The organism is Edaphobacter aggregans DSM 19364, assembly GCF_000745965.1.
GTDB classification, from domain to species: Bacteria; Acidobacteriota; Terriglobia; order Terriglobales; family Acidobacteriaceae; genus Edaphobacter; species Edaphobacter aggregans.
Genome location: NZ_JQKI01000144.1, coordinates 1 through 12,283, shown reverse-complemented (window position 1 = coordinate 12,283; position 12,283 = coordinate 1). Strand labels below are relative to the sequence as shown.

The following is a 12,283-nucleotide window of genomic DNA, read 5'->3' as shown; positions in this document are numbered from 1 at the left end:
CCTCCAGGCCTGGGTCCTCCGATTGCAATCGTCGCGCCCATTTCTTTCTCTCCTTCCGGTTTCGCCACAACTTCTTACCTGCCGTCATCGGTCGTCTCCTCGATGGAAAATTAGGATCCGATTCGGCCCGGTGACGATAGGTTGAAAAGTCTCTCCAACGGGGTCAAAGGGCTGCCGCTATGACCGCCCTTGCCACCATGCCAGCGATCGCTAGTACCGGAGCCATGCTCTTAATCCGGGCACAAGAGCACCAGTAGGAAGTCGGCCTTAGCTTGCCGAATCAAATCCCAAGTCAGAATTGCAAATCGCCGGAGCCCGAGACAAGTTTTTGGCACCAGTTACTCCGCCTCTGGCGCAGTCAACTGCTCTTATTGGACCCATTTTCCCGCAGTTGATTGATGTCCTTAGCATTGCCTTTTTAGCCTGATTTCGTCGAGCCGCTGATAACTGCACAGCTGCGCGGTAACTGCACACTCCGCATGGATCAAGCGATTTTGCGTACTAAGCCACAAACAGTGTCCACAACGCCGTGGCTGGAAGTTGTTTCAGCAGTCGAAGTGTTAGAGGGTGGCCGCAGGTATTCAGCCTTGTGCCTTGGCTTGACGTACCATCTCGACGAGCACCGCACGAGTGTCCTGCGGAGTAGCGACCTCGCGGAGGAAGTTGATGCGAGCACCCTTGACTCCAGTAGTCGTCTTCAACCTGAGTGAAAAGCCCAAGCGATCGACCGACGTCATCGTGGCCTCGGTCGCTTCGATTCCTGCATGCAACCCGGCCAGCAGGATCATCGCATCGACATGATCAGCGTTCATGTGAGTGAGGATGCCGGGCGCGGCCTCGGCTAACGGGTCGGAGCCGCGTGCTCATAGTCCTGGGCCTCAACCCAGCCCATTACGCCAAAGCCCCCGACGTAGTAGAGGTCGATGGGCTGGAGCCGGAAGAAGCTGAAGTCAGAGAAGTCAACCCAGTAGCGGCTATTCTCGTGGCGAGCCAGGTATCTCTTCCGAGCGTCACCTACATCGTTCTCAGGCACAGGTTCGGCATTGCCGATCAGGGTTGCCCGGGCCGTTCCAAGCGCATCGCCCTCGGCCCCTGCTTGGCCGACGAAGAGGCTGCATCGGGAGTCGGCCTTCAGGTTCTGGGTGTGCATGGCCATATTACTGATGAGGAAGAGGGGCTGCCCGAAAGAATCGAGCGCGAAAGGCATCAGCGAGCCGAAGGGAAACCCCGGGTGCTTGCGAGATAGCGTCGACAGGGTGGCAACCGAGGTTAGTGACATAAGGGTGCGGATGCGCTCAGCGTGGCTTGGTTCCGATAGTTGCCGCAGCGCTGGCCCGGTGAAGGCGTGTCGACGGGGTACGGTAGTTTCGCTTGATGACATAGACTTCCTCACGCTTCTCCTATGGTAGCGATTGCATCCATTCCGCGCTGCGCCGACCGCAATAGGCTCATAAAGGGGTTATAATCGGCGAGGTCGTATTCGTGGCGGTGCTAATCCGAGAGCCGGTTCGTCCAAATTGAGTGCTTGCAGCCGCTCCTGAATATCGCTACACAGCAAGGTGACGGAAATGCCTCCGAAGTACGCCGGATAAGGTTCCAGGCGGCGCAGGGCAGCCTGTAATAACCGCGTAGTTCCACGTGGATTTTTGCGTTGGAGATGGTGGAACGCGGCGGTTACTTGGATCAACCTCTGCAGGAATGTTTCTCCGGCTCATGGGATCCCAGCCATCTCTCCCACGCCTCATTTGCTGTAAAGAACTCACCGGCCTCGTACAGCCGTAGTCCTTCCGCAAGTGAGCCTTGGGTCCAATCCAATGTCATCGGCTGTAGGCCCTCTGCCACAAGCTAGCATCGCAAAGATTGCGCGCCAAGCCAACCCCGGTCAAAAAAGTTGCTATGAGATAGGCAACATGGAGGCGAGTTACTGCTTCCTCAGGCCGCCTCCATCCCGTAAGACCACAACCAAAAACATCCTTGTCAAGTTCTCAGAGCAGGTATATAGTTCTCGTTCGAAGCCCTAAACCTGATGGACTGCAATACCGCCCATAGAGAAATTGCTGTTTAAAGTCAGGGGGTCACGTGGCAACTCTTCCGAAGTCCGAAACAACAGCGACGAAGTTTTCCTTCGAGCATGACGAGAGATGGCTTCTCGTGCAACGCATCGTTAGAAGCAAGCCTTTCGTCAGGGCGTTGCACCTTCGGGAAATTCTGATCTATGTGACACAGCGGGTTCTTTTGGACGAAGAGAGCGCAATCCCTGAGCATGAAATTGCATGCAAGGTGCTTGGACGAAGAGAAGGATTCAACCCGAATGATGACAATATCGTCAGAGTTCAGGCCGGACATCTTCGAAAAAAACTGGATCAATATTTTGCAACCGAGGGTTGCGAAGAATCCTATGTCCTGGTGATTCCCAAGGGAACTTATGTCCCCTGCTTCGTACCTAGGCAGAAGAAAGATCTTCGCGACGATGCTGTCTGCAAGACACAACAGAATTTAACAGAGCCTCATTCTAGCTTCGTGACCGAATCTCTCATCTCGTCGAGAGTTAACCAGAAACAGACGCCAATCCCTTTTTACACGCGCAGCCAACTAGCCATCGAATCTTCTGCTTCGGATCTTTCCGAGAAACCCCTCGCTGTATCGTCATGGACTCTGGGGTCACAGCCACGACTTCAATGGCACTGGCTTCTAATGGCGTTCGCTCTTGGAATCGGAGCGGTGATTTGTTTCAGTCGATTGACGTCGACATCGCCCTCTCTCGCTGCGACGAAGGCTTTGCCTCGAAATGTTATTGAGCAGCTCATCTTTGTGGCGAGATCACCCTTATCCATCGTGACAACGGACTCCAGTCTTGTTCTTCTGCAAAATACCCTGCATACCGACATCTCGATCAGTGACTATATAAGTGGGCAGTATCCACTTAATCTTCTTCAGCATGCCTCCAATGTGGAACAGCGTGTCGCCCTCGAGAATGCTACCGATGGCCGCTATACAAGTCTTGGAGACCTCACCATTGCCTTGCGATGCGAAGAGTTGGCTCAGCAACTCGGAACTCTATCGACACTACGGTATGCGCGCTATATGAGCGTGCGCGACTTTGAGAAGGGCAACTTCATTCTCATCGGAAGCCGTAGAGGAAATCCCTGGATCTCTCTCTTTGAACCTCAACTCAACTTCGCCCTTGAAGAAGATAAGCAAACCCATCTGTTTCATTTTGTGAACAAGAATCCTCAAAGTGGTGAGCAGAAGACCTATTCCAATCAACAGCAGCCCCAGGGAGATTACCTGAGCTACGTTGACATCGCGCTTGTCCCTAATCTAACCAAGACGGGTTATGTACTTCTTCTCAATGGATCCGTGATGGACTCTAACGAAGCGGCCGCGCACCTTGTCTTCGATGGAGACTTATCTGTTCCGCTCTTACGTAGAGTGAATAATCAGGACGCTGGCAAATCGCGGGCGATTGAAATTTTTCTTCGTGTTCACTCGCTGCAAGGTGCACCGAGCAAATTCGACGTCATTGCTACGAGAAGCACCCCCATAAACTCCTGAGCGGAAATTGGTGCCAAGCTCACTTCATTGCGGTGTGCCATCCTTCAGTTGAGCTAGTGCACATTCTAAGGACACCCGGTAGTGTTGGGCGCGTTCGGGGCGATCTCGCTGTTGTTGTACTTCACCAGCTGCTTTGAAGGTTGATTGCTGGGAAGATGTGCGACCGGATCAAGGAGTTGTTGCACGGAAGCCTTCGCAGCAGAGTACCTTTGGGCAAAATGGGATAGCTCCTCGCGCGCTGTTTCAGGCCGGTAGCTGATTCGGTCGCCCGTCTGCCACGCTTCGATCAGAGGATCGGGGGACCATGCAAAGGGCATTCCTGGTTGAGGGTGTCGTAGGCGGAGCGGAGCCGAACGACAGCTCCGGCAAACCCATCCAGCTTTGTGCGTGCCGACAGAGAACCTGGAGCACGACGAACTTCGATGTGGACCGCCTCTGTTACAGGATGCGAAGCGACAAGAATGATCGTCGAGAGAGTGTTGCCGTCATAGGCCCACCCAGGCGTGTTTGGGTCTGAGGGCCGAAATGTGAGTGCCTGGCCGTTGGCTAGAACAGCTTCAGGTGGCCAGTCGGCGGGTAAGCGTAGTTCATAGCCACGACTCGACGGCATGCCGGGATAGTTGCCCCGAACAGGCGTGATCTCAACGAATTGCGGAGGTAATCGTAGACGCTCCCATGCAGATTGTTCGTCCCCGACTTGTAAACAATGTTGATGATTCCGCCTGCAGCATTCCCGAACTGTGATGAAAAATTACTGGTCTGGACCTTGAACTCCTGGGTGGCGTCCACCGAGGGAAAGATGCTGAGTACGGTGACGTTGTCTGTCGGAGGAGAGGAGAGAACTCCATCCAGAAGGACGTCGGTATTTCCCGCCCTTGCGCCGTTCACGTTGAACTGAAGACCTGTAAAGCTTGCGTTGACCGATCCCGTGACGCCCGGAGCCAGGAGAACCAGACTAAAAGGATTCCTCTGGTTCAGCTGCAGGTTTTCGACGCTTCTGTTGCCGATGACCTGTCCAATGTCTGAACTTTGAGTTTCCAGCAGCGGCTCAACCGAGTTCACCTGGACTGTCTCGGTGGTTGGTCCCACATCCAGAACAATTTCCAGTGGTGCGGTCTGATCCACGTTCAATACCAAACCTGACCGGACGAGGCGCTTGAATCCCGACGCGTCCACCGCGACGGAGTAGGGTCCAGGCGGCAGATTGGACACCTCGAACCGTCCTTCACCGTTCGTCTGAGTCTTTGTCGTCACCTGGGTTCCGGTATTGGCGATGGACACCCTGGCATTGGGGATTACTGCGGCGCTTGAGTCGCGGACGATTCCACCAAGCGAAGCTGTAATTCTTTGTGCATTAGATATCGACGCACTTGAAAAAAGGAGAGCGATAGCCAACGACCGAAGAATCCAGGAGCTATTGGCCAGAGGTTCGAAGATGAGGCGGTCTTTTGAATTGTGGTGCACTGCAGCCTCCAAGAATGAGAGATCAGATCTGACTAAAGGAGCGAACCCAGCCTGAAACAAGAGGCGAGCAGTTGGCCTAATCCAACCGGGAGTTCCCCCGGCTTTGCCGGGGAGGCAGTAGAAGTTTGACAGTTCCGGGAGTATGCACGGTTTGAAACAGGCTGCCGCCGAAGGGCAGGGAAGCGCGTTGCCTGAACCGTGAAGTGCCGCAGAGATATTGGATTGGCATGATTCTGTCTTTCCACGATTCCGATTAGGCCCCTTTGAGGGGCCAGCAATCGTAAAGCCTCCGGCTCTGCCGGAGGATACTTACTCAAAACTCGTCCGTAGTAAATGACCGATCCGAAAACAGGCAAGGTTGATTTCCAGTCAATTGAATTCCTTTTACGGTATAAAGCGTTTATATTCAATTGGTTGCCATGCAAGTTCTCACCTGAGCGTCCGAGATCCTAAAGCACGCCAAATTCGTGATTACAAGAAGCGCGCTACTGTTGTGTTTCGCAAGATGAACCAATCTGCTTGAGCAATATCGGCCGATTCCAGTGTAAGTTCTCTCAAACTGCAGGCTGTCACATGGCACGACAACACTTGAACTTGTGATCTGCGGCCGATCTTTGATGGGGTCGCTAAATTGTTTCCAATGTGGCTGCCCGAGATCAAATATCAAGAAATGAATCGACCGCGTGTGGAGGGTGGCTTTCTCGTGACCGTATTCTAGCGGGCTTTAGCAGAATCTCTAGTGAATCTTTACGCCAACTTTATGAGTCGAGTTCTACCATCAGCAAGTTATGAGTGGCGGCCCGCAACACTTCTCGCTGAATGTTCCAACTAGCAGACGTCAATGCCACCGGGCAGTCGACGACATCCCAAGAAAATCCCCTATCACATATGAATAATCCAGAGACTTACTTCGTCGTCCCGACACATCGATTGCGCGATGTGAGTGAAACAATCCACGAGTACGATGAGCACTTCTGGCGAAACGGCCACTCTCCTCAAATGATCGTGTTCGATGATTCCACCCCCACGAACGTTGAGAAATACTTCACCCATCTCGATCAGATAAAAACCAGATCCGATCTCTTCTACGTTGGGCCACGCCAAAAAGAAGAGTTCCTCACCTATGTAAACTCCCGCCTGCGAAATAAGAGGCTGGAGCCGCTGGTGAAAAATCTCTTCCGTCCCAGCTATGGTGGCAATCGAAACTACACCCTGATGTACTCCCTGGGCGGCCTGATGGTGAGTTCTGACGATGATATGCGACCTTACTCCCTGATGGAGGACAGCCCGGAATCACTTGAGAATAACGAGATCAGCCGGGGGCGACTCCACAAGCTCGGCAAAAACGGCTATGTAAAAAAATCATTCGATATGATGTCCGCTTTCTTTGATGTTCTCGGAAAGCCGGTCTCTGAGGTTCCTGAAAACTACGAGCGCGGCGAACTCCTGATCGATACAGCCATGGACCTGGAAACAAACGCCACCAAGGGACTCGCGGACGACAACACGATGATTCTGCAGCGAGGAAAGGTTTCGGAGGATGCGGTCGTTAAGATTGCGCAGACGTTTCGTTCAGGTACGAACGATATCGATGCCATCGACTTTGTCGACATGTTTCTGAATGACGAACAGCAGGTCAATATTGACGATCTAAGAGACCTATATGTCCTGGTAAATTTTCGCCCGGCTGTAACGAACAAGAACTGGCGCATGGATTGCGGGGTCGCCGGTTACGACAACACCTTTGGACTGCCGCCGTTCTTTCCAACACGGCTCCGTTTTGAAGATTACATCTACCGGCTTTGGATACAGCAGGAAGGTATCGTTGCGGCGCATGTCGACGCAGCACAGCACCACACGAAGAGTAACTACATGCGCAATCCGCCAGCCTCCGAGGTACTCAACGAAGAGATAGCTAACCTGCTCAAGAGAAAGATCAAGGCGTCTCTCTCGAATGTGGATGACCTTGGCATCAGCTTCGATTACACAGGAGAGGTAACTGCCTCGGATGCCGAAGAGATATTGGAGAAAATTACCAGCCTTCATCGGCGTGCGCTGCATGCGGCCGAGACAGCGAAGAGCCAGGATCGCATCGATGCCCTTCGTCTCTTCGCAGCCAATCTTGAAAAATCGTTTTATGGATTCGAGCCCGACTTCTTTCAGCACAATCTCTTGCGTGTCGTGGATGATGCGATTGCGGTCATCAAAGCGTCAATCGAACTTTGGCCGACGCTGGTGGAGATCTGCTACTTCCAAAAGATTCGCAATGGCCTCCCGATGCTTCATCTGGGTCGCGCATCACGATAACTGAAGGTGTCTATGCGAATTGCGCAAGTAGCACCACTTTTTGAAAGCGTACCTCCGAAGCGCTATGGAGGAACCGAAAGGGTAGTCTCATGGCTCACAGAAGAACTGGTCGAACAAGGCCATGAGGTAACTTTATTCGCCAGCGGCGATTCGGAGACGCGAGCGAACCTCGTGCCTGTATGTCAGAAGGCTCTTTGGCAAGACAAGGAGTGCCGCGAAACCCTGCCGCATCATGTGCGCATGATGGAGCTTATCTTTCGGGACATCTCCCGATTCGACATCATTCATTTCCACTGTGATTACATTCACCTTCCGCTAGTCAGGCACTACAGCTGTCCAACTGTGACCACGCTGCATGGCTTTGTCCATGGGCATGACCTGCGTGGATTGTTAATGGATTACACCGATGTGCCATTCGTCTCCATCTCGAACAGTCAGCGAGCCACGATTCCTGAGGCAAACTGGCAAGGAACCGTCTATCACGGTCTACCGAAAACACTCCATACGTTCCGGGCGCAACCAGACGAATATTTTGCCTTCCTCGGCCGCATATCTCCGGAAAAGGGACTCGAACGCGCCATCGAGATCGCGAGACGTACTGGAATTTCTTTGAAAGTGGCAGCGAAGATTTACGACGAAGACCGCAACTACTTCGAGCAAGCCATCCAGCCCCTGCTCCATAAGAGTGCCTCCTTCGTGGAGTTTGTTGGAGAGGTTGGCGGAACAGAGAAGGACACCTTCCTTGGCGAAGCTAAAGCCTTGCTGTTTCCAGTGGACTGGCCCGAGCCCTTCGGCCTAGTCATGATCGAGGCAATGGCCTGCGGAACACCGGTGATCGCATGGAGAAAGGGTTCAGTACCCGAGATCGTGAGAGATGGACTGACGGGATTCGTTGTTGACGATATCGAAGCTGCCGTCCGGTGCGTACCTCGGCTTGAGACGATCCGCCGGCAGGACTGCAGGGCGATCTTTGAAGCTCATTTCCGCTCAGAGAGAATGGCGACCGATTATCTGCGTATCTACCAACGGCTTATTCAGGGCACGGTTGAAAGTGCCAAGATGCAGTCTGATGGGATAGAGGCATGGCAATGAAGGTATTGATTGGTTGCAGTAGTGATGAGCTGCGAAATCATCCAGAAAATAACAAGCAAGAGCTAACCGATGACGCTCGGCATATCGTCGTCAATGCGGAACGAACTGCGGATCGTGTTCGCTCGCTTAAACATGGCGATACCTTCGCTGTGTTCGACCACTACGGAGACATTCGTCCGATTCACACCGGAGAGGAAGGCTTGTACTACGACGGGACTCGCTTCCTTTCCAGCCTGATGCTGAACCTGGATGGATTGCGGCCGTTACTGCTTGGGTCGACAGTCCGCGACGACAACGATCAACTTATCGTTACGCTCACGAACCCGGATTGGTTTGTCAACGGTCAACTGCGACTTGCATCAAACTCACTTCACATCTCCAGAAAAACTTTTCTTCTTGATTCGGTGTGCTACCTGGAAATTCTCATCGAGAATTATTCGTTTCAATCCGTCGATACGAATCTTACAATCCACTTTGCCGCAGACTACATGGACATATACGAAGTACGCGGAATGTCCAGAAAAGCTCGTGGAAAGTATATAACGCCGTGCGTTACAGAGAACAAAGTCTCTCTCAGTTACTTGGGCCTCGATGTCGAACGCCGAACGACGGCGATCACGTTCACCCCGCGCCCAGAGGAGATAAGCGAATCTCACGCAAACTTTCGCGTCTCCCTCCGTTCACGCGAAACCCAAACGATCCTTGTCACTGTAGCCTGCAAGCGGGCGCTCCGCACTTACACTCCGCCTCTTGACCTCAATCAGGCCCGTGCACGGGTATTGATGGAGATCGAACAGAACAAGGCCAGCTTCTGCAGTCTGCAATCGTCGAATGGACAGTTTAACGCTTGGGTTGATCGCTCCCTGTCAGACATCCATATGATGATCACTCCACTCCCGACAGGACCGTATCCCTATGCCGGCGTGCCATGGTTCAACACTCCTTTTGGCAGGGATGGGATCATCGCCGCATGGGAATGTCTCTGGATGCGACCTGATGTTGCGAAAGGAGTTCTGGCCTATCTTGCCGCCACTCAGGCTGTGGACTTCATTCCAGAGCAGGATGCGGAGCCGGGAAAGATACTCCATGAGACACGCAGTGGAGAGATGGCGGCTCTCAAAGAGATGCCCTTCGGTCGTTACTACGGCAGCGTCGATGCGACGCCTTTGTTCGTGACCCTGGCAGGTGCCTACTATGAACGTACAGGTGACATCGCCCTTATCGAGACCCTGTGGCCCAATATTCTTGCCGCCCTGGAGTGGATGACAACATTCGGCGACAAGGATGGCGACGGATTCCTGGAGTATGAGCGTCGCTCCATCGACGGGCTGATCCACCAGGGATGGAAAGATTCGGACGATGCGATCTTTCATCAGGATGGTACTCCGGTGCAGGGCGCGATCGCGATGTGCGAGGTTCAAGCGTATGCCTACGCTGCCTACAAGGCCGCTGGCATGCTGGCGGGGGTTCTCGGACATAGTACCGAGGGGATCCGATTCATGAGGCAGGCTGAGACCCTGCGCTTGACCTTCAATGAGTCATTCTGGTGTGAAGAGCTCTCAACGTATGCAATGGCAATCGACGGAGAAAAGCGCCGCTGCTGTGTCGTCAGCTCGAATGCGGGACACTGTCTGTTCGCGGGTATCGCCTCCCAGGAACGCGCGGAACGCGTAGCTCAAACCTTGCTTGCACCCGAAGCCTATTCCGGTTGGGGCGTCCGGACGATCTCAAGTGCAGAGTCGCGATTTAATCCGATGGCTTATCACAATGGGAGTGTGTGGCCGCATGACAATGCTCTCATCGCATATGGTATGGCCAGGTACGGTCTGACACCGCAGGCCAACCGTGTTTTCAGCGGTCTATTTGAAGCAGCAATGTATTTCGATCTGCATCGTATGCCCGAACTCTTTTGCGGATTCTCGAAAGAGGATGGGGAAGGCCCGGTGCTTTATCCGGTTGCCTGTGCGCCACAGGCCTGGTCAGCTGCTTCAATGTTCATGCTTTTCCAGGCATGCCTGGGTATTCAGGTGGATGGGATAAGAAAACAGGTAACGCTTGTCCGGCCTATGTTACCCGATTTTTTGAATGAGGTCCGCATCATCAAGTTGCAGGTTGGCGACTCTTCATTTGATATAGACGTAATGAGACAAAGAGACGGTACTGGGGTAACGGTGAAGAACGCCAAAAAAGGTCCCGCCGTGGTGCAGCTTGTGAGCTAAGGGGCCAATACAGCCGCTAGCGACTTCCTGCTCACCGCCAAACGCGACACATGGGTCCATCTGCGGATCCAATAAGCGCCCAATAATAAGCAGTGTGACGGGTTTTCTCCGTTCTTAAGTTTTCTGTTTTTTACTGCTAAGTTGTTCAGATTGTGTTATTTCGTGGATTGGGGTGTGTGAGGTTCGCTAGTTCGAATCTAGTCGTCCCGACCATTTATTTCATTTATTTTCAATTATTTATCTGTGGCACTCTGGGTCCGTGTGACCCAAAATAAACGCTTTGTTTCGCGTCGCATTGGACCCATCCTCTCCAACTTCTTGATCCCTTGGATTGCCTTTCTCATCAATCCGACCACCGTCTTCCATTACCGCACCGTTTGTGCGGTAATTGCGGGTTTTTTGAGCGGTACGGTCGCCGACGCCAGAAGACGCCAGAACCACGCGCAGTCATCCGCGCTCTGGTGCACGCCGTGCAGCAGTTCAGTGGGGGAGAGCAGAGTGATAATTTGACGGTTGTCGTTGCGCGCGGACGCTAGCACAGGATTGTGTGTGTATTGTTTGAATGTTAAGTCATTGAGGAGCACGTGGTGTTATATAGGTTGAACTCAGCGGCGATGCCGATTCAGAGAACAACCACGGAGGCTCCATGAGGACTATGAACTATATCGGACTGGACGATCAGCTACTGCGTGAAGGACGTGGTGGCCGGATTCCAGCAGGAAGGCAAAGTCGGGTCGACCCGACGCGAGTTGGATTGCTGTATGAGGAGTTTGCCCTTCGGGATATCGCTGGTGCAGCCGTCGTAGGCGCATTGCATCAACCCTCGGAAAGCAATCTGGCGTTTCGAATACTTCGGTCTCCCAGCCTGTTTGCCACTGGGGAAACTCCTAGTTGCCTCGCCTTGGCCCCACTCGTACCATCAAGCTGAAGAAGTGCCTATATTGACTTCGCCGACTCCCATGGAGGGTCACGATGAAGCAAATGGCCCGACTGATCATTATCATCTTTATCTTGCTCTTCCCGTTCGAGTTGGTTATCGCTCAAGCGCAACCGAACAAGGCTGTCCCTCCCAAAAAGACAAAAAGCGAGCCCCTGGAGCTTGGCAAATCCTATGCCTCGTTGCGCCCTGAGCAAAAGCTACTAGTCGACGACTTCATTCGCCGTTATAACGCCACCACCGGAAGCAAACTTGTGCCCCAAGAGGCCTACGACGGCGGCCGACTGTCCGTCCGCACTACGTTTGACGCCGTGACCCATGCGCTGCTGAACGCTAAGATCACGGATGCAACTGGCAAGAGCTTGGGTCGAGCGATTGATCTGGTGGAAGCCGTTGACGAAGTGCTTGGAGAGGAATCCGGCGTAGGTGGTGACCGCCAGTTCCGCATGTATGTGTACCTGAAGGACAATGCGGTTGACATTCTCAGCCGCAGCCAGGAGTTCTTTCGCGATAAGGACAACACTGTTTATCACGGGGGGTTTCCCATTTGTTACAGGCTGAAAAACGGACCTCCCTCGATTCAGTTCTCCATTTCGCGGGACCATAAATTGTCCGACGTTGATGTCGACTATCGCGCTTCGGGCTTTCCTAAGGGCTTGGTCAATGGACACTTGTCCGCTGCCAACTCGGATGTTCGCGCGGGAAACAA

Annotated in this window: 10 protein-coding genes; 5 read left to right on the top strand and 5 right to left on the bottom strand. The window is 53.2% G+C overall.

From position 1 onward, the window contains the following. Positions 1–581: 581 nt before the first annotated feature. The 3 genes from Q363_RS44785 to Q363_RS46900 form a co-directional block, all read right to left on the bottom strand. Positions 582–812, bottom strand: coding sequence for a DUF2470 domain-containing protein (locus Q363_RS44785; RefSeq protein ID WP_245632493.1), 231 nt, complete (start codon positions 810–812; stop codon positions 582–584). Between the two features lie 29 nt (positions 813–841). Next, positions 842–1,381, bottom strand: coding sequence for a HugZ family pyridoxamine 5'-phosphate oxidase (locus Q363_RS26735; RefSeq protein ID WP_245632492.1), 540 nt, complete (start codon positions 1,379–1,381; stop codon positions 842–844). Between the two features lie 78 nt (positions 1,382–1,459). Next, the gene (locus Q363_RS46900; RefSeq protein WP_084080800.1) at positions 1,460–1,696 is read right to left on the bottom strand and encodes a DUF309 domain-containing protein; all 237 of its coding nucleotides are present in this window, start codon (positions 1,694–1,696) and stop codon (positions 1,460–1,462) included. A 383-nt stretch (positions 1,697–2,079) separates the two neighbouring features. Here Q363_RS46900 and Q363_RS41280 point away from each other — a divergent pair, with 383 nt between their 5' ends. Continuing rightward, a complete protein-coding gene (locus tag Q363_RS41280; RefSeq protein WP_157467630.1) occupies positions 2,080–3,555 on the top strand; it encodes a hypothetical protein in 1,476 nt (491 codons plus the stop codon). Between the two features lie 65 nt (positions 3,556–3,620). Here Q363_RS41280 and Q363_RS26720 read toward each other — a convergent pair whose 3' ends face one another. Continuing rightward, positions 3,621–3,872, bottom strand: coding sequence for a hypothetical protein (locus tag Q363_RS26720; RefSeq protein WP_035356846.1), 252 nt, complete (start codon positions 3,870–3,872; stop codon positions 3,621–3,623). Positions 3,873–4,101: 229 nt separating this feature from the next. After that, positions 4,102–5,019: a carboxypeptidase-like regulatory domain-containing protein gene (locus tag Q363_RS26715; RefSeq protein ID WP_035356845.1), complete on the bottom strand. Its 918-nt coding sequence runs from the start codon at positions 5,017–5,019 to the stop codon at positions 4,102–4,104. A gap of 819 nt (positions 5,020–5,838) precedes the next feature. Here Q363_RS26715 and Q363_RS26710 point away from each other — a divergent pair. From Q363_RS26710 to Q363_RS26695, 4 genes are all read left to right on the top strand, one after another. Beyond that, on the top strand, positions 5,839–7,326 hold the full coding sequence (locus Q363_RS26710) for a hypothetical protein (protein WP_245632491.1): 1,488 nt from the start codon (positions 5,839–5,841) through the stop codon (positions 7,324–7,326). A 12-nt stretch (positions 7,327–7,338) separates the two neighbouring features. Then, positions 7,339–8,418, top strand: a complete 1,080-nt coding sequence (locus Q363_RS26705; protein WP_035356841.1) for a glycosyltransferase family 4 protein — start codon at positions 7,339–7,341, stop codon at positions 8,416–8,418. Then, entirely contained in the window at positions 8,409–10,637 is a 2,229-nt protein-coding gene (locus Q363_RS26700; protein ID WP_211256365.1) for an amylo-alpha-1,6-glucosidase, read from the top strand. The genes Q363_RS26705 and Q363_RS26700 overlap by 10 nt, the downstream gene beginning before the upstream one ends. Before the next feature lie 972 nt (positions 10,638–11,609). After that, a partial coding sequence (locus Q363_RS26695; protein ID WP_035356839.1) for a hypothetical protein occupies positions 11,610–12,283 on the top strand: 674 nt, incomplete at its 3' end.

Bases quoted from the DNA above. Each gene is read 5' to 3' on its own strand.
- Q363_RS26705 (WP_035356841.1), top strand. From the start codon at position 7,339: ATGCGAATTGCGCAAGTAGCACCACTTTTTGAAAGCGTACCTCCGAAG.
- Q363_RS26700 (WP_211256365.1), top strand. From the start codon at position 8,409: ATGGCAATGAAGGTATTGATTGGTTGCAGTAGTGATGAGCTGCGAAAT.
- Q363_RS26720 (WP_035356846.1), bottom strand. From the start codon at position 3,872: ATGCCCTTTGCATGGTCCCCCGATCCTCTGATCGAAGCGTGGCAGACG.
- Q363_RS44785 (WP_245632493.1), bottom strand. From the start codon at position 812: ATGAACGCTGATCATGTCGATGCGATGATCCTGCTGGCCGGGTTGCAT.
- Q363_RS26710 (WP_245632491.1), top strand. From the start codon at position 5,839: ATGTTCCAACTAGCAGACGTCAATGCCACCGGGCAGTCGACGACATCC.
- Q363_RS26735 (WP_245632492.1), bottom strand. From the start codon at position 1,381: ATGTCATCAAGCGAAACTACCGTACCCCGTCGACACGCCTTCACCGGG.